Raw genomic sequence first — 25,059 nt, forward strand, 5'->3', positions numbered from 1 at the left:
CAACCGAGTAACGCTCGATTTTCATCACTGTGCGTTACCTATTACACAATAATTTTTTATAAAAATTGTAAGCAAAAAAACAAAAAAGTCCCTATGCCTCTTAGAGACATAGGGACGAATAATCGCGGTTCCACCCTACTTCCGATAGTAACTATCGGCAGCTTCGTTTTAGTATACTCAAAAGCGCCCTTCAAAAGTTGCTTGTATCTGGCTCACACTTTCCCAGACTCGCTATAACAGCAGTTCTTCTTACTCTTCTTTTTCAACGTATATATTTAATTACTCTTTATGATAATCTTTGATCACTGAGATGTCAAATTATTTTTTAAGATTCAAACAGATTTTGAAAAAAATGCTCTTTTCTTTCAAAAATCATTAACCATTCTTGATATATTTTCGTTTCTTCTAGTGCGCGTTTGACGATTTTTCCATCAGTGAATTCATAGATTCTAGCATTTGGGAAAAATAATAACACTGGCGAATGAGTAGCAATAACAAACTGTGAATCAGCTTTGATTAACTCTTGCATCAAAACCATCAATTGTAATTGTGTACTGAGAGATAATCCAGTCTCTGGCTCATCTAATAGATAAAAACCTTTTCCAAAAAAGCGGCTTGAGACTAATTCATAAAAAGATTCTCCTCTTGAATAGGTATGAAGTTCGCGCTGGAAAACACCTTCACCTTGGTCGATCATTTCAATATCCGTCATTAAATTATAATAGGATTCTGCTCGATAAAAATAACTGTCTTTTGGATAATTTGGATACTTTATTGGTCGGCTTGCTTCTACTAGCAAAGATTGCTCTTCGTAAGAAACAAAACAATTATTTTTTGAACCACCTTCAAGATTCAAATCCATTAAGCCAGCTATGGTCTCTATTATCGTTGATTTCCCAGAACCATTTTCCCCTATCAAAAATGTAACTGGCTTATCGAAAATAAGTTGATTCAAATCATTTAGAATTGGTAAATTGAACGGAAATCGGGTTAAAGTTGTTACTTTATCGTATTTCAATCCTTTAAGATACAGTTTTGTCATCCTCTTCATCCTTTTTTTCCCGCTTAGGCAACTTCAATGTGTCTTCCCAACTTTTCATTTGATCGATAAACTTCTTACTCTTTAAATTAATTCCAACATATTCATCGTACAGTTCGTCAATAGTTTTTCTAATAGCTGTTTTTGTCTCTGATTTAACATTGATATCCTGGACTTTATCATAAGAAACTGTTGAGAAAAGTCGAATAAAATGAATTGCTCTAGGATCTGCATGATATCGATGATCATCAAGATGCCAATGACGTTCACATAAAACGCCACTATATTTTGATGAATAATCAAATTTTCCACGAGTTTCTTGACAAACACTACAATGCTTCCACTCTGGAGTGATACCGAATCGACTTAGTAGTTGAATTTCAAATATATTAGTAATAATTTCAGCATCCTTATTTTCATTCAATAATTTCAAAGCTTGTTGTACAAAGTGATACAGATTAGGATCGTACGTCCGATCTTCAATGGCTGCATCAACTAAATTCAAAATATAAGTTGCATATGCATTCACAAAAATATCTTCCTGAATAACTCGAAGTGGATAAACATCTTTACTTCCATTTAAAAAAGATAACCCTTCTTCTCTAAAATCACCAATATATATAGCTTCTGTAAAAGGCAAAATAGCAGGACCAATTGGATTATTTTTGCGATGTGCTCCTTTTACGAAAAACATCAACTTACCAAAGGATTCTGTAAAAATTTTGACTAACTTATCTTTTTCTTTGTAATCTTTGGTAAATAAAATAATTCCTTTTGTTTCTCCTAAAGCCATACTTTCGCCTCCTTTGTATTCTAGTCTATTTTAGCAGAGATACAAGTAAAAGAACAATCCTGTAATAATACAGAATTGTTCTTTCATTTCTCATTAATAATCGTCTTTGCGATACCCGAAATCTTGTAAATGAACTTTTTTATCACGCCAGTCTTTTTGCACTTTTACCCAAAGTTCTAAGTAAACTTTGTCATCTAGTAAATGTTCAATATCTTGTCTGGCTTTTGTTCCGATCTGTTTAAGCATTTTTCCGCCTTTACCAATAATGATTCCTTTTTGGCTATCACGTTCAACGATAATCGTTGCTTGAATACGTACTTTATCATTCTCATCGCGTTTCATCGAATCAACTACAACTGCTACTGAATGAGGAATTTCATCTCTTGTAAGCAATAATACTTTTTCACGAACTAATTCAGAAACAATAAAATATTCAGGGTGATCTGTTACTTGGTCATCTGGAAAATACTGTGGGCCTTCTGGCATTTGATCTACTAAAACATCCATCAAACGATCCACATTATTTCCTTCTGTTGCTGAAATCGGTACAACTTCTGCAAATTCCATTTGGTTCGAATAATCTTCAATGATTCCCAAAAGTTGATCCGGATGAACCGTATCGATTTTGTTAATCACAAGATAAACGGGGCTAGTCATTGTCTTGAGGCGCTCAATGATGAAATCATCCCCTTTACCTCTTTTTTGATCCGCGCTAATCATAAATAACGTTGCATCAACTTCACGTAAAGCACTATAAGCTGTTTCAACCATGAAATCACCTAAGCGATGTTTTGGTTTGTGAATACCTGGTGTATCAATAAAAACAATTTGCGCTTCCGGAACTGTATAAATTCCTTGTATCTTATTTCTAGTTGTTTGAGCTTTATCACTCATAATCGCTATTTTTTGTCCGACAATTCGGTTCAATAAAGTAGATTTACCAACATTAGGTCTGCCTACAATTGCTACAAATCCGGATTTATGTGCTTCAGTCATTGTTTCTCTCCTCTATAAAATATCTTGTAGTATCTGCCATATTTTTGGAACAAACAACAGCACTGCAATAACCACAGCAAATCCTGCTGTTAAAAGAACTGCGCCTGCGGCCATGTCTTTGATTTTTTTACCAATTGGATGAAAATGGAAATCGGTTACCATATCAACCACATTTTCAAACGCTGTATTAATAATTTCCATCACTAAAACAAGAAAAATCGCGAGTAACAACCACAACCATTCTGAGATAGCTAACTGAAAAACGAAACCAGCAATAATTGCTGCAACGCCCATCAAAAGATGCGTTCGCATGTTTCGCTCTTCCTTAAATACTGTTTTAATCCCTTGAAGAGCGAACTCTAAAGAAGCTATAAAATGTTTATTTTTCTCTGTCCGCTTATCTTTTGAGTCCATAGGCATCTAAAATCTCTTTCTGTAAACCAAACATTTCTTTCTCATCATCAGCTTCCATATGATCATACCCATTTAAATGTAAAAAACCATGTACCGCCAAAAAGCCTAATTCACGTTCAAAAGAATGACCATATTCTGCAGCTTGTTCCGCTGCTCGTTCGGTTGATATCATAATATCACCAAGATTTCTTGGAAAAGCTTCTGCTGCATCTTCAAAAATAATAGGCAGTTCATCTTCACCTTCTTCTTCCAATGCAAAACTAATAACATCTGTGGGAACATCTTTCCCACGATAATCTCTATTTATTACCTGAATACCTGAATTATCCATAAATGACACGGACATTTCAGTATCTTCAGATATTTTCAGAAAATCAGCTGCAAACTGCAACAGATTTTCTACTTCTTCTAGATTTTCTTTTGATAGATTCATTGTTTCATCAATGAATGAAATATCCATTAGTCATCTCTCTTTTCTTGTTCTTCTTTCATTTCTTCTGCTTCTGATTTCATTTTTGGATACTTGATCCTTGAATGGAAAGTACTACATAAACCATTTACCAGAGATTTTTCAACAATCCGAATTTCTTTCATTGTTAAACCACAATCATCCAACTGTCCATCTGAAATCCGATCTTGAATAACATTATGAACAAACGCTTGAATTTTATCATTTGTCGGATGATCCATTGCCCGAACAGCAGCTTCACAAGTATCCGCAATACTAACGATCCCTGCTTCTCTGGTTTGAGGTTTAGGACCCGGATAACGGAAATCTGCTTCAGAAATATCTGGATTTCGTTCTTTCGCTTTAATATAGAAAAACTTCATTAGAGTCGTTCCATGATGTTGATGACAAATATCAATCACCATTTCAGGCATATGATAGTCTTCTAAAATTTTTGCACCATCAATAACATGACCGAAAATAATTTGTTTACTATCTTCTGGTAACAAGAAATTATGTGGATTTTCTGCACCAGCTGGTAAGTTTTCTACAAAGAAGTTCGCATGCTTGATTTTTCCAATATCATGATAATAACAAGCAACTCGCGTCAATAATGAACGTCCGCCAATTTCAGCAACCGCATTCGCACTTAAACTAGCGACCATCATACTGTGATGGTAAGTCCCAGGTGCTTCTTCAAGTAATTGCTTCAATAACGGATGATTTGGATTACTTAATTCATTTAAAACAATCACACTGTCATCTGTTACAAGTAATTCAATATATGGATGAAGGCCCATTGTCGCAAGAAAAGACAATACAGTTCCAGCTAAAGCACAAATCATCATCGTCCACGATTTACCATCAAAAAAGCTCATACCTTGATAGACCATTAAAATAAAGTCCACACAAACAGGAAAAATAATGACCCAAAATACTGCAACTAATCCTTGTTCGCCAATGCGTGTCCTTTTGACTACAGTTGCCAACAGTCCAGAAAACATATAACTCACTATGATAATCGTCAATGAGTTTGTTCCTATAGAATTATAAAATACAAAAAGTGAAAAAATCACTTGGAAAACAGCTGCCAAAACACCGGCTCTTCGACTTACAAAATAATTTAATACAAGAGGAGTAAACGCTGCTGGGAAAAACAATGAGATATACATCATTTGTTCTGTTTGGAAAATCTGGAAAAATTTCATCAAGAGAACGCTTAAAGACATTGCGCCTACATAAAATAAGATAAAATGTCTACGTTTGCCTTCCTCTGTCACTTGTTTAGTAAAAAATAATAAAACAAAAACCTGCAAGACAATCGCTAAAGCTAGTGCTGCCATTGGGAATAACGAAGTACTTTGATTAGTCAACCCTAACAGTTCAAGCTTTTCCATCGCTTTACTATCGATTTGAGTCCCTTCACGAACAATAATTTCCCCCTGATAAATCATAGCTGGAGGAACTGCATCCATTGCATTTTGACGCATTTCTTTAGTCTTTTTATCATTAGCAAAATCATTCGCTACAATACCTTCATTTACAATATAACGAATTTCTTGTTGCATTGTACTGGTAACATCAAGAAATTGAATCTTCTCAATTGCATTTTGTCGTATGCTATCCAAATCAGCTTCACGTACATGATCTTTCATCTTTTCATCTACGATTTTTAAACTTTCAGTTTTTACTTGTTGAATCTGATTAGCATCTAATGAAAATATATTTTGATAAAATACAGTAGGAAATTTTTGGTAAAAAGCGACTTCATCTTGATCTAATGATTCGAATTGCGCTTTTAAGTTGGCTACTCTTTCTTCGATTGTTGGTTTGGGAATCGTTTCATCTTTTTTAGCCTTCGCTTTTCTCTCTTCATACTCTTTTTCTGTTTTTTCGTTTGCTGTAATGATCAGTTTAAATAATTTTTCAATTCGCTTATGCTGAATATCTGCTGTTTCTTCCTGATAAATATATTCAGGAGTAACTGCTTCAGCAGCTAATTTTTTCTTTTGTGCTGTTTCATACGTATTTTCAACATTTTTATTCGCACGAATTGTATTTTCAGCTAGTTGACCTTCTTTTATTTCTACTTTTTTCTGATGGACACTACCGAACATAATGATAAATAAAAAGCATGAAAAAATAAGTAAAAGTATTGGTATATAAGCTTTTCCAAGTTTATCACGTAATTTTAATAACGAGTATTTCAACGGAATTTTTCACTCCTTTCCGCAGGTTTAAAACTATTTTTGACTCTCTTTTTCATATGCTCTAATGATTTGAGCAACAACTGGATGTCTAACAACATCTCCAGCATCAAAATGAACAAATGAAATTTTATCGATCGACTTTAAGGTTCTTTCGGCATGAATCAAACCACTAGCGACGCCTTTAGGCAAATCGATTTGGCTTGTATCGCCATTGACGATCATACGAGAGTTAAAACCAAGTCTTGTTAAAAACATTTTCATTTGAGCAACGGTCGTATTTTGTGCTTCATCTAAAATAACAAAAGCATCATCTAATGTCCGACCTCTCATATAAGCTAACGGTGCAATTTCGATTACACCTCTCTCCATTAAGCGATTTGTGTGGTCCATACCAAAAACTTGGTATAACGCATCGTATACTGGGCGGAGATATGGATCAACTTTTTCTTTTAAATCACCTGGTAAAAAACCCAAACTTTCACCCGCTTCAACGGCAGGGCGCGTTAAAATAATTTTTTGGACTTCACCTTTTTTTAATGCTGATACAGCCATGACAACTGCTAAAAACGTTTTACCTGTTCCAGCAGGGCCGACGCCAAAAATAATATCACGTTTTCTAATCGCATCAATGTATTTTTTTTGTCCAATATTCTTGACTCTTATTGCTCTGCCATGGTGGTCTTTTAAAATTTCTTCTTCATACATTGTAACAAACTTATCTAATTCTCCGTTTTTCGCCATTTTTAAAGCTGAAACAACATCTGGCGTACTGACTTTGATTCCACGTTGAATCAAAACTTGCAAAGTTTTGATAACAGAAGCAACCAATTGCACTTCGGCTTCTTCTCCTAGTAATTGAATCATTTCTCCACGTGTGTTGATTGTCACAGCTGTATTTTCTTCTAAATACTTTATATGTTTATCATGGGTTCCTAAAAGCATACTCACATCATCAGAATCATTTAACTTTAATTCCAAAGATATTGACTGATTTTCTGTCAAAAAATACCCATCTCCTTTATTTTTTCATTCTCTACAATCATACCATAATATTTATTTATAAAAAAGAAGTAGGTTAAGATTAAAAACCTTAGAAATGATTCTTTTGATATGATTGCATCATTATTGTTTATTCCAACTCAAAAAAGCTGCTTAAAACTAGAAACGTTTTAAGCAGCTCTCTACTCTTCATGTAATTCTGATTAGTAATCATTCACTTAATTCTTCTTATGGAGCATCTTCCAAAGTAAATTCTAGTGTCGCTTGATAATCACCATTTCTGGCAACAGCTGATTTCGATTGATCTAATTCTAATAGCATACCTGTATCCTTTGACCAACTCTTTGTTGTTTCATTAGGTAAATCTGTAGAACTTTTTAAAATAGGATAGTTTTCTCCGTTTATAAAAACAGGCTCACTTGTGGTTGTATCTTTAAAAATTAGAATACCTTTTAATATGTGTTTTTGACCATCTTGTTCTAAAGAAAAATCGTCTTTAATCCGCATCGAAAGTTGCCAGTCTGCTCGCACAGTATTATTTCTTTGATCGTCGACTGTTATATCCCATTGATTGTTTTTTCTAGGAATTATTTGTGTTTTCTTTGATTGTATAGGTACATTATCAAATTCTAACAGTTTAGGGACAGTAACTGACAAATTCCCACTAGGTATATAATTTACTTTTACTGAAATTGTTTCAGATACACTTCCACTAGTCACTTTAATTTTATAGCTCTTCTCCTCGACTTTAGCACTATCCCAAGTGTCTAACAATTCAACAGTATAATCCTCTTCTATACTCTTCCCGTCAATCTGGACATTTTTCACCCATTTTTTTATCTTTGCAACACTTGGCTGATTATCCCCTATATAATTTGTTTGATCAATAGCAGTCGCACTTAATACTGAAAAGAATGTAGTATTCAGTTTCCCATATACAGTATCATTATCACCTAATCCTGGATACTTCGTATTAAGATCAGTTTTTGATTTAAACTTCACTTTGAAAGACTTTGATCCAGGAGCACTACTATCATAATCCTCAATAGTCGCATCATACTGGGTTGAGTCAATGGCTTCTATTTTGGTATCCCCATCATACACATAGACCTTGTTATCAAACAACTTAGCTGTTGGTGCCACCGTATTTACTGGCTGATTTTCCCAAGTAACATCATCAGCAACTAACTTATACTTCGCTTTTCTATAATAATATTTAACTGTTTGAGCGGAACTTTTAAAAATACCTTTAACTGGATTAGTCGTAACTTTTTTTCCGTCTAATGTAGCATAATCTAAAACATAACCATCTGAGTAAGTTTTTAGCGGTGCAGACCAAGAACGGCCTAAACTAGTAGCTGGGATGTCCACTGTACCATCATTCGTCTGATCTTTATAATATTCTACTGCCACTGACTTTGGTTCTCCAGTGTTCTCAGTAATTGCTCCGCTATCATCAATTGCTCCTGGTTCTACCCAGGGAGCTTTTATTTCTGCCCAACTTTTTTTTTCTTTAGGTAGCTTTATCCGCAAGCTCAGAGTCAATAATTCAGCTGAGCTTCCAGTTTTCCGTTCAACGTAAATATCTTTCCACTCTGTATTGTCTGAAGTCCCAGTCTGAAATACTCCTCCAATTCCAGTAATTTGTTTTCCTTTATATACACGTGCTTCAATTAGTTCAGCGTTAGCTCCATTTCCAGGTAAACGGTACGACATACCAAATCTGAATAATGTATTCGGTTTTATCATTACATTTTGTGCGATTACAATACCGAAATCTGATTTCCTGTTTGCGTTTGTCCCATCGTAATCAAAACGTAATGTTTTGGTATTCTCATCATACTTAGGACTGATTAATTCCCCTAAATCTACTTGATTGGTAGGATCATTTACAGTATATACGCTGGCTATAATACTATTTGTATAGGCCCATTCGTTAATCTTATTATTCAGCTCAAAGGGTATAGCCTTCCACTTTTGCATAGTACCAGAAATTTGAGGTGTTGGACCAATTGGAGTTACTCCACCTGGAAATCCCCACATCCCAATGAACATAGACCATCCTGGAATATTAGTTGTATTATTTCCATAATAAAAGTACGGATTGTTAAGGAAATTTTCGCTACTCTTCAGGTTACTATACATTCTTACATGATAATCAGTTGTCGTATCAGAAGTAATAGTCATTACGTCAGATATATGCTCATACAACACTCCCCCTTTACTAGCTGCCGTTTCCTTGTCTGTTCCACTATAAGCCGGTGGCTCAACATAACCTGTTGGTACAGAAACCACTCTAAAACGAAAGGCTAAATTATCCTCTTTTCCACCTTTTTCCTTAATTAATTTCACTAGAGATTCCGGCAATACAATTTGCCCATTCGAATCCGTTTTTCGAATATTTTCATTATTAAATGTTGTCCATGTACCATTGTTCATCTTCTTCTGCAATATAACACCAACGTCTGCCAGTGGTTTTCCATAATTATCTGTTTCAGTTAAAGTTATTGCAATCTCATTTCCAGTTGTACTCCTATTTCCTATGTTTTGTTCTTTTTGTTGTTTATCATCGGTTATGTATTGAATATTATTACTTTTTACAATAGATGTTTCCTTATTTTCAGGTTCTTTCTGCGCTACTATTCTTGTCATTTTCGCATTTAAAACCATAGTCAACATTAATAAAAATATACTCGACACGATAATTTTGACAAACATTTTTCTTTTGCTTTTCATTTCTTCCTCCAAATTTAAATAAAAATTTAACGAAATAATTGTAACATGTTTTTCATTATTATACCATATTTATTTCACTTTAATTTAAAAAATATTTCGAAAAGCCGAATTAGAAACCTACTCAGATAATAAAAAAAACAGCAGATTTTATCTGCTGTTTTTTTTATTATCTGTCTTGTAATAACTCTTTTACAATTGCATTGACTTGATTTCCGTCTGCTTTGCCTTTGACTTCAGGCATCACAGCACTCATAACTTTACCAAATTCTTTTGGCGAAGTCGCACCAGTCTGATTAATTGCCATTTGAACTACCTGACGAATCTCTTCTTCTGAAAGTTGCTTTGGCATATATTTTTCAACAATTGTGATTTCGATTTTCACTTTGTCAGCAAGATCGTCACGTCCCGCTTTTTCAAACTCTGATAAAGAGTCTCTGCGTTGTTTCATCTCACGAGACAAAACTGTTAACTCTTCTTCTCCGTCCAAATCACGGCTAGTTTTAATCTGCTCATTTTGAATGGCTGCTTTCAGCATACGAAGTACAGATAACGTATCTTTATCTTTTGACTTCATAGCTGTTTTGATATCGTCATTCAATGTTGTTAGTAATGACATACAACCAACTCCAATTCATCGAAAACTAGAATTTTTTACGTTTTCTAGCTGCTTCAGATTTTTTCTTACGCTTTACACTTGGTTTTTCGTAGAATTCACGTTTACGAGATTCTTGTAAAGTACCCGCTTTTGAAACGGAACGTTTGAAGCGACGAAGAGCATCGTCAAGAGATTCGTTTTTACGAACGACAGTTTTTGACATGTTAATTCCCTCCCTCCGAGCTTAAAAAGTAACCGTTTTTTATATTTATGAATTGTTTGCACAAAAATAAAATACCGTTCTTTTTACATTATATCGAATCGTTATTTTAACGTCAACCTTTGTATTGAAAAAATACATAAAAAAGTGCCAAAATGAGTAAAGTTTTACACACATATGAAATATTCAGATCTTTTTCAGAAAAAAATGATCAGAGACACTCTTCACAGCGACCAAAAATCTCAAATCGATGGCCTTCTATTTCACATCCACTTAATTGTTCTTTAAAAAAGTCCATCGGGCACATATGAATTTCTTTTGTCTTTCCACAAACTGTACAAATAAAATGATGGTGATGTCCTACTTCTTGACAACAATGAAAACGAAACTTCTTTTCTCCGTTCAAGTCAGTTGTTTCTAGCAAATTAAATGTTTCAAAATCATGTAAGTTCCGATAGATAGTATCGTAGCTGACTCCCTTATATTCTTCGTTCATAAATTCATAAACTTCTTTAGCTGAAATATAGCGATTTCTTCTAATTAGATATGTGATCATTGCTTCTCTTTTTTTTGTATATTTCAAGCCATGCTCTTTCATCACTGCAAGCGACTGCTCTACTTTAGAATTTGATTGCATTTTTTGCTGACCTCCCGTTTTAAATCAGAATCATTACGAATAAGATTCATGAAGGTATGGTATAATAAATTTATAAAAAAAGCAAGAGAGGAATCATACTATGACAACAAATGAACAAAAAAAATGCGTGACAATCTTTGTTATTTCTGATTCAGCAGGTGAAACTGCTTCGAAATTAGCAGCAGCTTCTATGGCTCAGTATCCCACTGTTGATTTTTCACTATTCAGGAGAACTTTCGCAAAAGAAGAAGACAAGCTAAGAAAAGCATTGGAAGATGCAAAACGTGAGAACGCCATGGTTCTACATACGATAGTTAACGACCACCTCGTAAAAATTGCCAATGATTTTTTTGAAGAACACAATTTATATCACTTCGATATATTAACACCACCTGTGGCAGAAATCGAACGCCTTACTGGCATTGCACCTACCAGAGAACCTGGAGCTTTGCATCATTTGAATGAAAATTATTTTAAACGAATCGAAGCCATGGAATTTGCCGTAAAATATGATGATGGCAAAGATCCTAGAGGTTTTTTGGAAGCAGATGTGTTGTTATTAGGCGTTTCTAGAACCTCAAAAACTCCACTTAGTTTATTTTTAGCAAATAAAAATTTGAAAGTAGCAAACTTGCCGCTGATTCCTGAGGCTCATTTACCAAAACAATTATGGGAAACAAACCCTAAAAAAATTGTGGGATTAACAAATGATCCAGACATCTTAAATGGTATTCGTAAAGAACGGATGAGAACTTATGGATTGCCTGCTGATACTTCCTATTCGGATATTGAAAAAATCAGAAAAGAGTTAAGCTTTGCAAATGACTTATATGAAAAACTAGGCTGTGTGGTTATCAATGTCGCGTCCTTATCTATAGAAGAAACGGCTTCAATGATTTTAAATGCTTTGAATTTGGAAGACCATAGTTATTATGCAACCGAAAGTCCAGAAGCTTAAACAAAAAAAACGAAGAGTCGTGAGGTTTATATTCCACACTACTCTTCATTTTTTTAAAACACTTGTATTCCTTCTTGGTCTATTGATAACACATTGATAGCAGCTGAAAGAGGTAACTTTTCTAATTCATGAACCATTTGATTCGTTTTTTCCTCAGGAGATAAAATCAAAACTGTTGGACCTGCTCCACTTAAAAATGCGCCGTAAGCTCCAACTTTATGACTAAGAGATCTGATTTGATCCAAATGAGGAACTAATTTTTTACGATAAGCTTCATGCCACCGATCTTTTTCCATCATTAATCCTGCTAATGGTAAATTACCATTCAAAATTGCCGCAATCATTACATTCGCAATCGAACTCGCTTGTACTGCTTCTTTATAAGGAATGAAAGTCGGAAGTACACTGCGGCTTTCAGAGGTTAACAAATGCGCTTCTGGGATGTAAGCAATGACATCACACATTGGAAAATGGTGTTTCACTGAGTGAACTTCTCCATCAACATAACTTGCAACGACAAAATCTCCACAGATAGCAGGAGCAACGTTATCCGGATGCCCTTCCATCTCTGTTGCTATCTGCACTTTTTCTTTTTGAGATAGATTCAGATTGCCTAAACGATTGGCAAGCTCAATCCCACCCACGATCACACTAGAACTACTACCTAACCCTCTAGCTAAAGGGATATCTGAGGTCATTTTCAACACTTTTGGTGAAAGGTTCGGCGCAACTTTTAATGCTGTTTGAATCAATAAATTCGTTGCATCGTTTGGGATATCAGAACCTAGCGAATGCATAATTTTCCAATCTTGAGCATTTTCCAAGACTTCAATATTCAGATAGTGTGATAAGGCAATACCACAGGAGTCAAACCCCGGACCTAGATTTGCACTGGTTGCGGGAATTCTTATTTTCATAGTTCTGACACTCCATTACGTAAATGCATGCGCATTTCTTCTAAATCACTCATTTTAGATATTTCTACATCTGTTGCGTTGATTGCTGTATCAGGATCTTTAAGGCCATTCCCAGTGAAAACAGCTACTACCGTCTCACCTGGTTTGATTTTCCCACTTTTCACATGTTGGATCACACCAGCTAGAGAAGCAGCCGATCCTGGTTCAACAAATACACCATCTTGTGCAGCAACTTTACGATAAGCATTCAGAATTTCTTCATCAGTCACAGAATCGATATGTCCTTTTGATTCATCACGTGCAGCTTCTGCTAATTTCCAACTTGCAGGGTTACCGATACGAATCGCTGTTGCAATGGTTTCAGGTTGTTCAATCACTTCTCCTTTGACGATTGCAGCCGCACCTTCTGCTTCAAAACCATGCATTCTTGGTAAATCTGTGCCTTTTTTGTCATGCCATTCTTTAAAGCCTTTCCAATAAGCTGAAATGTTCCCAGCGTTACCCACTGGAATTGCTAAGACATCAGGTGCTTGACCTAATTGTTCACAGACTTCAAAAGCAGCTGTCTTTTGGCCTTCTAAACGATAAGGATTTACAGAATTTACTAAAGCTACAGCTTCTGTTTTAGCAATATCACGTACGGCTTTTAGTGCCTCATCAAAATTTCCCGGAATCGAAATGATATCTGCTCCATAAATGATTGCTTGAGCTAGTTTGCCCATTGCTATTTTCCCGTCTGGAATAACAACATACGCTTTAACACCAGCTCTTGTAGCATAAGCAGCTGCAGCCGCACTCGTATTCCCAGTTGAGGCACAAACGATTGCTTTGGCTCCTTCTTCAACAGCCTTAGCAACAGCCATGACCATTCCTCGATCTTTAAATGAACCAGTTGGATTCAATCCTTCATATTTCCCATATAAATTGATTCCTAGCTCTTTTGATAAACGATGCAATGGAATCAACGGAGTATTTCCTTCAGCTAGTGAAATCATAGGCGTTTTATCTGTGATTGGTAAATAGTCTTTGTATTGTTTTAGTAATCCTTCGTACATTGTTTAATCCTCCAATACTTTAAATGTGTTTAATAGTTCGAATTCTTCAGTAGATTCGATTTCTTTGGTCACTTGCTTCATTTGCTCTTTTGTAATTGTATGTGTAATCGCAACGATTCTAGCTCTAGTACCATCAGATTTTTGCTGAACTAATTGATCAAAACTAACATTTGCTTCCGTCATTACCTGTGTTAATTTTAAAATTTGACCGCGACGATCTGGTACTTCAATTGAAAAATAATACTTTCCTGAAATCGTTGCATCTGCAGCTAATTTTGTATCATGTTGATAGGAGTTAAACATATGACCAGTTGTTCCCAAACGGATATTTTTGGCAATCGTGATGATATCACTGACAACGCTTGTTGCAGTAGGTTTTGCTCCTGCACCTGGACCATAATACATTGATTCACCTACACCAGAACTTTCAATAAAAACAGCATTAAATTCATTACGAACAGAAGCAATTGGATGCGATTTTGCCACAAGCATCGGGCCTACTTCAACAGCGATACTTCCCTCTTGATTTTCAGAAGAACCAATCAACTTCACTTCATAACCTAATTGAGCGGCCATTTCAACGTCATCTAAAGATAAACCACGAATACCACGCGTATCAACTTGATCTAGTCTAATATTCATTCCAAAAGCAAACTGGCTTAAAATCACCATTTTATATGCTGCATCGATACCATCCACATCATTTGTTGGATCAGACTCGGCAAAACCTAATTCTTGAGCTTCTTTTAATGCTTGCTCGTAAGATTTCTTCTCAGATACCATTTGTGTCAGCATATAGTTCGTCGTTCCATTTACGATGCCTAACACTTTTTGGATATTGTCAGCTGCTAAACTATTAGCAATCGTCCGCAAAATCGGGATACCACCTGCAACACTTGCCTCATAATAAAGGTCGCAATGATTTTTTTGCGCTAACGCAACAAGTTCACTACCGTGTTGTGCTAAAAGATCTTTGTTTGCAGTTACGATATGTTTACCATTTTCTAGTGCTTTGGTAATGAAGGTTTTTGCTGGTTCTATTTTTCCGATTAATTCTACAATAATCTTGATTTCATCATCATTGATAATATCTTCAATATTTGTCGTGAGCTGAATATCAAATTTCTCAGCCAGACGCCTTTTTTCTTCTTCGTCTCGGACTAATGCTTTTGAAATAGCGATTTCCATCCCCGTAACTTGCGAAATCTTTTCTCGATGTTCTTGTAAAATTGTTGGTACACCAGATCCGACTGTTCCCAATCCAAGTAAACCAACTTTCAGTTTTTCCTTCATTCTTCTTCCTCCAACTATAAAATTAGAAACGTTTCATTTTTTTCTAATAAAACATGTTTCTAGTATACCCAACTGACGTAAAAAAAACTACCCTTTTCTTTGAATTTCCCAAGGGAATCCTAGAAAAGGTGAGCTATTGGTGTTTGATGTGTTCAAATGTTTGGTTAAGAATATCAATTACATGATGATCATCTAACGTATAATAAATGGTTTTACCTTCACGTCTGGATCTTACTACGTGGCTATCTCGTAATAGTTTTAATTGATGAGAAACGGCCGATTGTTCCATCGATAGCTGTTCTCCGATCGCCGTAACATTCAATTCTCCTTTTTTTAACAAAAGTAAAATTCGCAACCTTGTTGGATCACTCAACACTTTATATAATTGACTTACTTTTTGAATCTCTTCTATTTCTTTCATCGCTGAGCTTCCTTTCATCTTTTCCTCTTGCTTATTATAACAAACTTTTTTCAAAAGAGGATAGATTTTTCCTTTCATTCATTAAAGGTTAAAAAAACGGGGTTGGGTCATAATCTTGTGAGTCCCAACCCTGTCTTTCGTATTCATTTTTTAACTATTCGCTTGTTTAACTGCGTCGATCACCGCATATCTAAAGCCATTTTTCTCTAATGCTGTGACACCTTTAATCGTACTACCACCAGGTGATGTTACACCGTCTTTTAATTCTCCTGGGTGTTTTTTTGTTTCGAGCGCTAACTTAGCAGAACCTAACATCATTTGAGCTATAATTTCATATGAAAGAGAACGAGGCATACCTTCTAGAACAGCCCCATCTGCTAATGCTTCCATAAATATATCAACAAATGCCGGGCTGCATCCAGCAACTGTTCCAAAAGTTCCTAAGATATTCTCATTGACTTCTTCAACTTTTCCTAACGATTCCAGTATACGAGTTGCCTCAGCTTTCACTTTAGCAGGCATATTTTCAGCAAAAACCGTACCGATCATCCCTGCGTTGACACTAACAGGTGTGTTTGGAATGGCGTGTACAACATGGACTTGTTCACCCAACACGGCTTGAGCTTCTTTGACAGTATGACCTGTCGCAACTGAAATCAAAATTGTATCTTTCGTCATACTCGGTGCTGCTTGTTTTAAAATATCTAATACGATTTTAGCCCCTGTCGCTATAAAAATCACTTGACATTCTTTCAAAGTCTCATAGTCTTTGATCAATTGAAATCCAAGTTTTTCTTGTAACGTTTCAGCTGTACCACTTGAACCGCCCTTTACAAATAAATTTTCCGGTGCTACCATTTTAGCTTTTAGCAGACCTTCAATCATAGCACTTCCCATGTGACCTGCGCCAATAAATCCAATGTTCATCTCTACCACTCCTTATACTATTACAATGAAAGGACTGAAACAAAACTTTTTTCCAGTCTTTTTTCAGCCCCAATCATTTTATTCTGTTAACGCATTAACTGCTTGTTCAAAATTCTTGATTTTTTGATCAGCTTCTTTTTGAGAAGCAGCTTTCGTTGCCAAATAAAATTTAATCTTGGGTTCAGTTCCAGATGGACGAATCGCAATCCAACTACCATCTTCCAAGAAATATTTTAGCACATCAGATGGAGGTGTCGTTAATACTTCGACTTTTCCATCAGCGAAAGTTCTTGTTAATTCTTTGAAATCTTCCGTTTGTTTCATCTTGATATCAGCAAATGAAGTTGGCGCTTCCTCACGGAATTTTTTCATTAGAGCTTTGATCTTTTCGCTGCCTTCGATCCCACTTAAGGTTACTGAAATTGTTTTTTCTTCAAAATAACCATACTCTTTAAAAATGTCTTGCAAACCATCATAAAGTGTCTTGCCTTGTTTTTTATAGAAAGCTGCAACTTCCGCTAGTAAAACGAGTGCTTGAATTGCATCTTTATCACGAACGAAGGATTTCACTAAATAACCATAGCTCTCTTCAAAACCAAACATAAAGGTTTGTGAATAATCTTCTTCATATTGTTCGATTTTTTCTGCGATAAACTTAAATCCAGTTAAAACATCTACCATTTTTGTATTGTATTTTGCTGTGATCGCAGTAGCTAGTTCACTAGACACGATCGATTTCAAGACAACAGCATTTTCCGGTAATGTTCCAGCTTGTTTATGTGCTTCTAAAATATATTGGATCATGATCGAGCCTAATTGGTTACCTGTTAACACTTGATAAGTTCCATTAGGTAATCGAACTGCTGCACCTAAGCGGTCAGCATCAGGATCTGTTGCAATCAATAAATCGGCATCTTCTTTTTCTCCTAAGCGAATTGCATATTCAAAAGCAGAATGTTCTTCTGGATTAGGAGATTTGACTGTTGTAAAATCTGGATCAGCAATTGCTTGTTCTGGAACTAGCATGAATTTTTCAAAGCCTGCTTGTTTCAATGCTTTTTCACCAAGCATTTTTCCTGTACCATGCAATGGTGTGTATACAAGTTTCAACTCTTTGCCCATTTCATTGATTAATCCTTGGTTGATCGTAACTGTCTTAACTTCTTTTAAGTAGGCCGCATCGACTTCTTCACCAATGATTGTGATCAAATCGCTCTCTTTGGCTTGATCATCTGCTAAAACTTCTACTTTTAATGGGTTCTCGACTTCACGAACGTATTTAGTGAGAGCATCAGCATCAGCTGGCGGCATTTGTCCACCATCTGCCCCGTAAACTTTATATCCATTATAAGCTGCTGGATTGTGAGATGCAGTGATCATAATCCCTGAAAATGCGTTCAAATAGCGAACAGCAAAAGATAACTCGGGCGTTGGCCTTAAACTTTCAAAAACAAATGCAGGAATATCATGTTGCGCTAAGGTTTTGGCTGCTTCCATTGCAAATTCTGGTGACATGTGTCGAGAATCATAAGCGATTGCAACGCCACGGCGCTTAGTCTCAATTCCTTCAGCATCCATGAAACGAGCTAACCCTTCCGTTGCTTGACGAATCGTAAAAATATTCATTCGATTGATGCCGGCACCTAAAATCCCACGCATACCTGCTGTTCCAAATTCTAATGGCGCATAAAAAGCATCCTCACATTTTTCTGGATCTGCTTTTAAATCTTTCAATTCTTTTTTTAAGTTTTCTGGTATATTTTCTTCATTTACCCATTGTTCATAGACTTGTTCCCAAGACATGTCAGCACCTCTTTTATCTTTTGTTTTCTTATCCACTAGTAAGTATATCATTCTACAAGCTTTGAGGAAAGTAATGCCTGCCTGAAATGGCTTGTATGTTATTTGATTGAACTAATTATTTTAACAACCCTCGCATTCGCAATAGTTGATCTGTGATCATTTGTGGTTTCGCTGCAAAGTAATCAGAAAATTTCTGACTCCAGCGTTTTGTTTCTCTCGCTTCACCAAACGCTTCCATGGTCTGATTGTATTGTTCAATCAAGGTATATGCGTAAGGCTGATATTTGTCATAATGAATAACGGCAGGTTCAGGCAAACGGGGTTTGACTTTCATCTCAACGATTGGTTTGCCAATACTCAAACCAAACAGTGGAAATGTCTTCTCAGGCAAATCTAGTAATTGACTGATTTCTTTTCCATGTTTGCGGATGCTTCCAACAACAACTGAACCCAATCCTAAACTTTCTGCAGCAATCACAGCATTTTCAAGCGCTAAAGCGGCGTCTGTTGTAGCTAAAATAATTGGTTCGATACTTTCATCGATCGAATATGAACTTTCATGCGCTGAGCTAACCATTTTTGTACGATAAAGGTCTCCAACGAATAGTAAAAAAACAGAGCCTTTCATCATATGTGCATTGCCGGGATTCCACTTAACCAATTGTTCTCGAATCTTCTCATCTTGGATGACGATAATGCTGTAAAATTGTCCATTCATCCAACTTGGCGCTTGGCGAGCCGCATCTAATATCGCTTGAAGTTCTTCTTTTGATAATCTATGATTCTCGTCAAAATCACGATGACTGCGGCGAGTTTGTAAGATCTCGATTGTTTTATTCATATTGATTTCCTCCTTTTATCTTCATTTTATCATAGTGTTGACGAATCCAAAGTTATTTTTTTGGTGACTTTGAGTAATTTTGTTTCAAATAGCAACAATTTTTCTTCATTCACTCTAGTAAAATTGATTCGTATGCTGTCTTGTTTTTCACCAAAAAAGAAACTCGGTGCAATCAGCAAGCCTTCTTGTAAAAAATACGCCCAATCTTTTTGCTGTAATTTCCCATGTTTCCATTTTGCCCATATATAAAAACCACCTTTAGGCATACTTACTTCCCATTCATCCATTTTATTCAAAACATCAAACACTGCTTTCCCTCTTTGCTCTACATTTTGCCTCAAATGAGAAACTTTATCTGAAAAGTCTTTGTCTGTTAATGCCAAATTAGCTAAGAGTTGAGGGAAAATGCTTAAAGAAAAATCCATCATTTTTCTTGCTTCTGCTAATTGCTGATTCACTGACGTTGGCGCACTCAACCAGCCGATTTTAGTTGTTGAACCAAGTATTTTGGAAAGAGAACCGATATATAGAACATTTTCGGGATCTAGTTTTTTTAACGGCTGGATTTGGTCTGAAGAAACAAAATTTAATTTAGCAAAAACATCGTCTTCTAAAATCGGAATTTGGTAATTTTGGCATAGTTTAACTAAGGCTTTTCGGCGATCCATCGACATTGTTGTCCCTGTGGGATTTTGAAATGATGGATTCACCATGACCATTTTGACGCGGTGTTGACGAATCACTTTTTCAAGAGAATCAAGACAAATGCCATCTTGATCTGTTTTCACACCATAGAGACGGATGCCGGCTGCTTGGAAAATTGGAAGTGCGTAAAGAAAAGATGGATCTTCAATAGCAACACTATCCCCAGAATGCAATAATACTTGTAAAATCAAAAATAAAGCTTGTTGTGCACCCGATGTAATTAGTAGACTTTCTGAAGCAAGAGAAAAGCCATACTCTTTTTCAGTTTCGCGGCTGATGGATTGTCTTAACGGCAGATAACCTAAGTCGTCTTGCTGTTCTTCTTCCAAAAAATGTTTCCATGTCAATAGCGGAAATGAGAAACTTGGAATTAGATCTAACGGCAATTCTCCCGTGTATAAATCTAAGACGTCCGCATCAGAGTGCTTGATCAGCCATTCGATTTGTTCCGTGAATGGATCGATTTTAGCGAAAGCATTTTGTTCTAGGTAACGACGCCAATCTGTTCTTGGTGTTGTGCTGATTCCCCACTTTCCTTCGTTGACGATAGTTCCGCTTCCTTGTTTCCTAATGATCCAACCTAAAGCAACAAGCTCATCTAAAGCATGTACCACTGTAGATCTATTTACTTGAAAATAATTTGCTAGTTTTCTTTCTGAGGGTAATCGTTCACCTGGGAGAAGATCGCCATTTTTTATGTAAGAGAGAATTAATTCAATGATACTTACGTATATTGGAACACCTTTTTCTTTATTTAGTGACCACATTTTTTTGCCTCCAATTTGTTGTTAAGTAACTATTGTTTGTGGATAAGATGTTATTCTTTTTTGATTAATGAAGATTATTATGAGCTCAATCTCTTGTACTGCTCATCATCAGTTCACTTCGTTCTCCGTGATTCAATACGAAGGAGCAACTCTCCCTTTGGTCGTCTTGTACTGCTCATCATCGGTTCACTTCGTTCTCCGTGATTCGCAGCAATTGGATGACCTGAAAATAACCCAATTGGCTGTTTTTGTCAACTTATGTTTGTTTTACAATACTTGTATCAAAATATTTCTGAATAGAGGTTGGACAATGATCAAAAAAGTATTAACAGTAGCTGGTTCTGATTCTAGCGGTGGTGCAGGTATTCAAGCGGATTTAAAAACGTTTGAAGAATATGGAACATTTGGTTTTTCAGCTTTGACTAGTATTGTGACGATGGATCCTGATGAAGGCTGGAGTCATTTGGTTACCCCAATTGATCCAGAGTTAGTAGATAAACAATTAAAGACAATATTTGCAGGTGGTGTTCTTGATGCCATGAAAACTGGGATGCTTGGTACAGTTGAAGCAATTGAGATTACTCGACATTACATCGATAAATTTGCAATGGAAAATATTGTGATCGACCCTGTTATGGCATGCAAAGGAACTAGCGAGTTATTACAACCAGAAAATGTAGCTACCATGACTCGTTTACTTTTACCTAAAGCAACGATCACTACACCTAATCTAGTTGAAGCTGGAATTTTATCTGGATTGGGCGATTTAACTTCAATTGATCAAATGAAAGAAGCGGCAAAAAAAATCCTTGACTTAGGCCCTAAAAATGTTGTGATAAAAGGTGGACATCGTTTGAAATCTGATAAAGCAATTGATCTTTTTTATGATGGAAATGATTTTACCATCTTTGAAAATGAACTTTTCCGAACAGATTATAACCATGGAGCTGGCTGTACATTTGCTGCAGCTGTAACTGCTGGTCTTGCAAAAGGTTATTCAGTTGCTGATGCTGTATCTTTGGCTAAAAAATTTGTAGCTGCCGCTATCAAAAATGGGCAAAAAATCAATCCTTTTCTTGGACACGTTTGGCATGGCGCATATAATCAAGCGCAAAATAGAATGACAAAAAATTAAGGAGTGAAAGAATGAATCAAAAAAGTTCAACAACTTCTATCGTACTTGTCGGCTTATTTGCTGCCTTGACTATTCTTGGAACGATGATTAAAATTCCTATGCCGACTGGTGCGTTTGTTCATTTAGGTAATTCTGTCTCATTGCTAGCAGTACTTTTAATTGGATACAAAAAAGGAGCTTTAGCTGGTGGGTTAGGGTTTGCTATATTTGATGTCTTAAATGGATTTGCAGCTGAAGCACCTTACTTTATTTTAGAAAGTTTTATTGTTGGTGGTGCAGCTACTTTGATGATTTTATTTTTCCATAAAAATATTGATACTATTTGGAAAATCATTGCGGTTGCAGCTGTAACTGGAATTGCCAAAATTATTATGACGCAACTAAAAAACACTGTAATGGGCCTTCTTGCAGGTGCAGATTTTAATGTAGCTTTTGCAAGTGCCTTATCTAAATTACCAGCAACCTTCATTAATGTTGCTACGACCATCGTTATTGTGACACTCGCTTATTTCCCTTTAAAGAAAGCAATGAACGTCATTTTTACAAGGCAATCATTTTAATTATTTACAAAAAGACTCCGCTTTTCTTGGAAATTTTCCAAAAATAAGCGGAGTTTCATTTATTCATTTTTACTGAAAATACTTTCTAATATCCCAAAGATGATCCCTGCTACAGGAAAAATAATCCAATTTGATCCCCAATTTCCTAACAAAAAACCTTGGCATAGAAAAACTGCAACAATAATTGGCCAATAAATTTTTTCAATTGTTTGGAACCAAACTGGTCTTTTACTATCTCTTTCAGCTTTTGCTCTGGGTCCTAGTTCTCCTTCATCTGAAATAAAATAGGTTTGTTCAAGCATCTTGGTGAAACTTCCCATGATCACACCACCAAAAATGAAGAAGAAAACTCCAAATGAAGCAAGAATTAATAGACAAGCCATACCAAAAAATACTTCCCCATATATCGTTCCAAAAAAGACCACAGGTATGATAGATAAGATGCACAATACGACCCCAGCCACCATGCAAAAAATAAACGAACGCTGAAAAGCATCCTTTCTTTTTTTGATCTCATTCTTTACTTGAATTGAAATAAAGCGATCATCCAATTTTTTGTTAGTATTAGATAGGCTCGTTCCAGCGATAATAAATAGCGGCACGCCCACTGCAGCTCCTAAGAAAACAAATAATAAGCCTAGTCCTTCAGCGACACCTTCGCCATACAATGCCATACTGACAAAAAGTGCAGCTACTCCTAAAATGATAACCATTACGCCTAAACCAATCAGTGTAGCCGCTCTGTGGCAAACTTTAAGAAAATCGAATGATTCTTCGATCGTAATTTCGTCTAACTCATATCCTTTTTCCTCAATGAATTCTTGCTTAATATTCATTTCTTCTAGCAATTCATCGATCGAGCCAAATTCTGAAATTACACCTCCAATTGCTTCGTTTTCAGACTTCCCTTGACTTTTTAAATCTTCATATCGATCTTCCGCACTTGCTAATAAGTCTTCTTTTAATTGTTTTGTTTGATTTGTTTCAGCTATCCCTAAAAATAAGCTATCAATATAATCCTGGATTGTTTTCATTATTTTTCCTCCTTGATAAAGCGTTCAACGACTTTTTTAGTTAATACCCACTCTGCAATTTTTTCTTCTAAATATTCTTTCCCTGACAATGTTATTTTATAATATGTTCTTTTTTTACCATGTGTAATTTGTCCAGGAAACGATTCAATAAATCCGTTTTTTTCTAAACGGTTAAACGCAGAATACAATGTTGTTTCCTTGATTGAATAATTATTTTCTGAAATTTCCGTGATTCTTTTAGAGATCGCATATCCGTATGAATCACCTTCCTGCAATACAGATAAAATAAATGTATCATTATACCCTCTGATTGCATCACTGCCAATCATTGAATCACCTCCAATTACTCTACCTGACGTACTACGTCTGTCGTTGTAATTATCATAGCACGATTACTACGACAGGTAAAGTAAAAATAATCAAAATAAAAAAGAAGCGCAAAATACGCTCCTTTTTTAATTCTTTAATTAAATAGTATCACCATTAAAAATAGAATTTTTTACAATTACATAATCTACTTTACGAATGGCTTCAAGATCACGACCACCAGCATAAGAAATGGATGATTGTAAATCTTGTTGCATTTCTACTAGCGTATCCGCTAAACTTCCTTTATGTTGAATCCAAATCTTTTTGCCCTCAACATTCTTCTTCTCACCTTTTTGGAATTCAGAAGCACTGCCGAAATATTCTTTATAAACAACGCCATTTTCGACTTTTGTTTCACCTGGAGATTCTTCATGACCCGCAAATAGTGAGCCGATCATCACCATTGTTGCACCAAAACGAACTGATTTCGCAACGTCTCCCGGTGTACGAATCCCACCGTCAGCGATAATAGGTTTTCTAGCAGCTTTTGCACACCAACGTAGTGCAGCCAATTGCCAGCCGCCTGTTCCAAATCCAGTTTTGATTTTCGTTATACAAACTTTACCAGGACCAATTCCAACTTTTGTCGCATCCGCTCCAGCATTTTCTAATTCCCGAACTGCTTCAGGCGTTCCAACATTTCCAGCGATAACAAATGTGTCAGGTAAATGTTTTTTTAAATGTTGAATCATGTTGATCACGGCATTAGAGTGTCCATGTGCAATGTCAATTGTTACGTAATCGGGAACCAAATTCCGCTCCGCTAATTCCTCTACAAAACCATATTCAGCTTCTTTTACACCAACACTAATTGATGTAATCAAGCCTTTAGCGTTCATTTTTTCAATAAATGGAATTCGAGCATTTTCATCAAAACGATGCATGATATAAAAGTAATCATTTTTTGCTAGAAACTCCGCAATTTCTTCATCAATAATCGTCTGCATATTAGCAGGTACGACTGGCATTTTAAAGGTATGCTTCCCTAATTTCACAACTGTATCACATTCAGAACGACTATTCACGATACATTTGTTTGGAATCAACTGGACATCTTCGTAATCAAAAACTTTCATACTGTATTGCCTCCTAGTAAGTTCAATTAAAAACACGCAAAAACACGAACATTAAACTAATAATAGTTCGCATTTTCAAGCACCTATGCTAATTTACACTATCTATTTATA

The 25,059-nt window shown here is 35.8% G+C and carries 25 protein-coding genes and 1 other annotated feature; of the genes, 3 read left to right on the plus strand and 22 right to left on the minus strand.

The features are described 5' to 3' along the window. Positions 1–107: 107 nt before the first annotated feature. Positions 108–275 (minus strand) — a binding site (T-box leader). Between the two features lie 50 nt (positions 276–325). The 11 genes from I583_RS07005 to I583_RS07055 form a co-directional block, all read right to left on the minus strand. Further along, on the minus strand, positions 326–1,042 hold the full coding sequence (locus I583_RS07005; RefSeq protein ID WP_010761202.1) for an AAA family ATPase: 717 nt from the start codon (positions 1,040–1,042) through the stop codon (positions 326–328). Further along, on the minus strand, positions 1,023–1,832 hold the full coding sequence (gene recO, locus I583_RS07010; RefSeq protein ID WP_010761201.1) for a DNA repair protein RecO: 810 nt from the start codon (positions 1,830–1,832) through the stop codon (positions 1,023–1,025). The genes I583_RS07005 and recO overlap by 20 nt, the downstream gene beginning before the upstream one ends. A 93-nt stretch (positions 1,833–1,925) precedes the next feature. Continuing rightward, the gene (gene era / locus I583_RS07015; RefSeq protein ID WP_010761200.1) at positions 1,926–2,828 is read right to left on the minus strand and encodes a GTPase Era; all 903 of its coding nucleotides are present in this window, start codon (positions 2,826–2,828) and stop codon (positions 1,926–1,928) included. Between the two features lie 12 nt (positions 2,829–2,840). After that, on the minus strand, positions 2,841–3,242 hold the full coding sequence (locus tag I583_RS07020) for a diacylglycerol kinase family protein (RefSeq protein ID WP_174270346.1): 402 nt from the start codon (positions 3,240–3,242) through the stop codon (positions 2,841–2,843). After that, a complete protein-coding gene (ybeY, locus tag I583_RS07025; protein ID WP_010761198.1) occupies positions 3,226–3,702 on the minus strand; it encodes an rRNA maturation RNase YbeY in 477 nt (158 codons plus the stop codon). The genes I583_RS07020 and ybeY overlap by 17 nt, the downstream gene beginning before the upstream one ends. After that, complete coding sequence (locus I583_RS07030; RefSeq protein WP_010761197.1) at positions 3,702–5,900, minus strand: HD family phosphohydrolase; 2,199 nt, start codon at positions 5,898–5,900, stop codon at positions 3,702–3,704. Before I583_RS07030 ends, ybeY begins: the two co-directional genes overlap by 1 nt. A 33-nt stretch (positions 5,901–5,933) precedes the next feature. Continuing rightward, positions 5,934–6,902: a PhoH family protein gene (locus tag I583_RS07035; RefSeq protein ID WP_010761196.1), complete on the minus strand. Its 969-nt coding sequence runs from the start codon at positions 6,900–6,902 to the stop codon at positions 5,934–5,936. 225 nt (positions 6,903–7,127) lie between these two features. Continuing rightward, on the minus strand, positions 7,128–9,635 hold the full coding sequence (locus tag I583_RS07040) for a hypothetical protein (RefSeq protein WP_010761195.1): 2,508 nt from the start codon (positions 9,633–9,635) through the stop codon (positions 7,128–7,130). Positions 9,636–9,801: 166 nt separating this feature from the next. After that, the gene (locus I583_RS07045; protein ID WP_010761194.1) at positions 9,802–10,251 is read right to left on the minus strand and encodes a GatB/YqeY domain-containing protein; all 450 of its coding nucleotides are present in this window, start codon (positions 10,249–10,251) and stop codon (positions 9,802–9,804) included. Positions 10,252–10,276: 25 nt separating this feature from the next. Further along, complete coding sequence (gene rpsU / locus I583_RS07050) at positions 10,277–10,453, minus strand: 30S ribosomal protein S21 (RefSeq protein WP_002356740.1); 177 nt, start codon at positions 10,451–10,453, stop codon at positions 10,277–10,279. 208 nt (positions 10,454–10,661) lie between these two features. Beyond that, on the minus strand, positions 10,662–11,087 hold the full coding sequence (locus I583_RS07055; protein WP_010761193.1) for a Fur family transcriptional regulator: 426 nt from the start codon (positions 11,085–11,087) through the stop codon (positions 10,662–10,664). Between the two features lie 100 nt (positions 11,088–11,187). Here I583_RS07055 and I583_RS07060 point away from each other — a divergent pair, with 100 nt between their 5' ends. Next, positions 11,188–12,045, plus strand: coding sequence for a pyruvate, water dikinase regulatory protein (locus I583_RS07060; RefSeq protein ID WP_010761192.1), 858 nt, complete (start codon positions 11,188–11,190; stop codon positions 12,043–12,045). Positions 12,046–12,098: 53 nt separating this feature from the next. Here the strand turns inward: I583_RS07060 and thrB are convergent, their stop codons facing one another. The 8 genes from thrB to I583_RS07100 form a co-directional block, all read right to left on the minus strand. Next, positions 12,099–12,962, minus strand: a complete 864-nt coding sequence (gene thrB, locus I583_RS07065; protein WP_010761191.1) for a homoserine kinase — start codon at positions 12,960–12,962, stop codon at positions 12,099–12,101. Beyond that, on the minus strand, positions 12,959–14,017 hold the full coding sequence (gene thrC / locus I583_RS07070) for a threonine synthase (protein ID WP_010761190.1): 1,059 nt from the start codon (positions 14,015–14,017) through the stop codon (positions 12,959–12,961). The genes thrB and thrC overlap by 4 nt, the downstream gene beginning before the upstream one ends. Positions 14,018–14,020: 3 nt before the next feature. After that, positions 14,021–15,310, minus strand: a complete 1,290-nt coding sequence (locus I583_RS07075; RefSeq protein ID WP_010761189.1) for a homoserine dehydrogenase — start codon at positions 15,308–15,310, stop codon at positions 14,021–14,023. A gap of 133 nt (positions 15,311–15,443) precedes the next feature. Next, positions 15,444–15,731, minus strand: a complete 288-nt coding sequence (locus I583_RS07080) for an ArsR/SmtB family transcription factor (protein WP_034683215.1) — start codon at positions 15,729–15,731, stop codon at positions 15,444–15,446. Positions 15,732–15,881: 150 nt separating this feature from the next. Beyond that, a complete protein-coding gene (gene proC / locus I583_RS07085) occupies positions 15,882–16,658 on the minus strand; it encodes a pyrroline-5-carboxylate reductase (RefSeq protein ID WP_010761187.1) in 777 nt (258 codons plus the stop codon). A 78-nt stretch (positions 16,659–16,736) separates the two neighbouring features. Next, the gene (locus tag I583_RS07090; RefSeq protein WP_010761186.1) at positions 16,737–18,461 is read right to left on the minus strand and encodes a phospho-sugar mutase; all 1,725 of its coding nucleotides are present in this window, start codon (positions 18,459–18,461) and stop codon (positions 16,737–16,739) included. Between the two features lie 115 nt (positions 18,462–18,576). After that, a complete protein-coding gene (locus I583_RS07095) occupies positions 18,577–19,302 on the minus strand; it encodes a nitroreductase family protein (protein WP_010761185.1) in 726 nt (241 codons plus the stop codon). A gap of 29 nt (positions 19,303–19,331) precedes the next feature. Next, entirely contained in the window at positions 19,332–20,774 is a 1,443-nt protein-coding gene (locus I583_RS07100; RefSeq protein WP_010761184.1) for an aminotransferase-like domain-containing protein, read from the minus strand. Positions 20,775–21,084: 310 nt separating this feature from the next. Here I583_RS07100 and thiD point away from each other — a divergent pair, with 310 nt between their 5' ends. Both thiD and I583_RS07110 read left to right on the plus strand, forming a co-directional pair. Further along, a complete protein-coding gene (thiD, locus tag I583_RS07105) occupies positions 21,085–21,909 on the plus strand; it encodes a bifunctional hydroxymethylpyrimidine kinase/phosphomethylpyrimidine kinase (RefSeq protein ID WP_010761183.1) in 825 nt (274 codons plus the stop codon). Positions 21,910–21,920: 11 nt separating this feature from the next. Beyond that, on the plus strand, positions 21,921–22,469 hold the full coding sequence (locus I583_RS07110; protein ID WP_010761182.1) for an ECF transporter S component: 549 nt from the start codon (positions 21,921–21,923) through the stop codon (positions 22,467–22,469). Between the two features lie 59 nt (positions 22,470–22,528). Here I583_RS07110 and I583_RS07115 read toward each other — a convergent pair whose 3' ends face one another. The 3 genes from I583_RS07115 to guaC all read right to left on the minus strand — a co-directional run bounded on the left by I583_RS07115 (position 22,529) and on the right by guaC (position 24,948). Further along, the gene (locus I583_RS07115; RefSeq protein ID WP_010761181.1) at positions 22,529–23,503 is read right to left on the minus strand and encodes a permease prefix domain 1-containing protein; all 975 of its coding nucleotides are present in this window, start codon (positions 23,501–23,503) and stop codon (positions 22,529–22,531) included. Continuing rightward, a complete protein-coding gene (locus I583_RS07120) occupies positions 23,503–23,832 on the minus strand; it encodes a PadR family transcriptional regulator (protein WP_010761180.1) in 330 nt (109 codons plus the stop codon). Before I583_RS07120 ends, I583_RS07115 begins: the two co-directional genes overlap by 1 nt. A 138-nt stretch (positions 23,833–23,970) precedes the next feature. Continuing rightward, on the minus strand, positions 23,971–24,948 hold the full coding sequence (guaC, locus tag I583_RS07125) for a GMP reductase (protein ID WP_010761179.1): 978 nt from the start codon (positions 24,946–24,948) through the stop codon (positions 23,971–23,973). Positions 24,949–25,059: the final 111 nt, after the last annotated feature.

It is taken from the genome of Enterococcus haemoperoxidus ATCC BAA-382 (assembly GCF_000407165.1).
GTDB classification, from domain to species: Bacteria; Bacillota; Bacilli; order Lactobacillales; family Enterococcaceae; genus Enterococcus_L; species Enterococcus_L haemoperoxidus.

Coding starts and splice junctions, on each gene's coding strand:
- I583_RS07005 (WP_010761202.1), bottom strand. CDS start 1,042: ATGACAAAACTGTATCTTAAAGGATTGAAATACGATAAAGTAACAACT.
- recO (WP_010761201.1), bottom strand. CDS start 1,832: ATGGCTTTAGGAGAAACAAAAGGAATTATTTTATTTACCAAAGATTAC.
- era (WP_010761200.1), bottom strand. CDS start 2,828: ATGACTGAAGCACATAAATCCGGATTTGTAGCAATTGTAGGCAGACCT.
- I583_RS07020 (WP_174270346.1), bottom strand. CDS start 3,242: ATGGACTCAAAAGATAAGCGGACAGAGAAAAATAAACATTTTATAGCT.
- ybeY (WP_010761198.1), bottom strand. CDS start 3,702: ATGGATATTTCATTCATTGATGAAACAATGAATCTATCAAAAGAAAAT.
- I583_RS07040 (WP_010761195.1), bottom strand. CDS start 9,635: ATGAAAAGCAAAAGAAAAATGTTTGTCAAAATTATCGTGTCGAGTATA.
- I583_RS07045 (WP_010761194.1), bottom strand. CDS start 10,251: ATGTCATTACTAACAACATTGAATGACGATATCAAAACAGCTATGAAG.
- rpsU (WP_002356740.1), bottom strand. CDS start 10,453: ATGTCAAAAACTGTCGTTCGTAAAAACGAATCTCTTGACGATGCTCTT.
- I583_RS07055 (WP_010761193.1), bottom strand. CDS start 11,087: ATGCAATCAAATTCTAAAGTAGAGCAGTCGCTTGCAGTGATGAAAGAG.
- I583_RS07060 (WP_010761192.1), top strand. CDS start 11,188: ATGACAACAAATGAACAAAAAAAATGCGTGACAATCTTTGTTATTTCT.
- thrB (WP_010761191.1), bottom strand. CDS start 12,962: ATGAAAATAAGAATTCCCGCAACCAGTGCAAATCTAGGTCCGGGGTTT.
- thrC (WP_010761190.1), bottom strand. CDS start 14,017: ATGTACGAAGGATTACTAAAACAATACAAAGACTATTTACCAATCACA.
- I583_RS07075 (WP_010761189.1), bottom strand. CDS start 15,310: ATGAAGGAAAAACTGAAAGTTGGTTTACTTGGATTGGGAACAGTCGGA.
- I583_RS07080 (WP_034683215.1), bottom strand. CDS start 15,731: ATGAAAGAAATAGAAGAGATTCAAAAAGTAAGTCAATTATATAAAGTG.
- proC (WP_010761187.1), bottom strand. CDS start 16,658: ATGAACATTGGATTTATTGGCGCAGGTCACATGGGAAGTGCTATGATT.
- I583_RS07090 (WP_010761186.1), bottom strand. CDS start 18,461: ATGTCTTGGGAACAAGTCTATGAACAATGGGTAAATGAAGAAAATATA.
- I583_RS07095 (WP_010761185.1), bottom strand. CDS start 19,302: ATGAATAAAACAATCGAGATCTTACAAACTCGCCGCAGTCATCGTGAT.
- I583_RS07100 (WP_010761184.1), bottom strand. CDS start 20,774: ATGTGGTCACTAAATAAAGAAAAAGGTGTTCCAATATACGTAAGTATC.
- thiD (WP_010761183.1), top strand. CDS start 21,085: ATGATCAAAAAAGTATTAACAGTAGCTGGTTCTGATTCTAGCGGTGGT.
- I583_RS07110 (WP_010761182.1), top strand. CDS start 21,921: ATGAATCAAAAAAGTTCAACAACTTCTATCGTACTTGTCGGCTTATTT.
- I583_RS07115 (WP_010761181.1), bottom strand. CDS start 23,503: ATGAAAACAATCCAGGATTATATTGATAGCTTATTTTTAGGGATAGCT.
- I583_RS07120 (WP_010761180.1), bottom strand. CDS start 23,832: ATGATTGGCAGTGATGCAATCAGAGGGTATAATGATACATTTATTTTA.
- guaC (WP_010761179.1), bottom strand. CDS start 24,948: ATGAAAGTTTTTGATTACGAAGATGTCCAGTTGATTCCAAACAAATGT.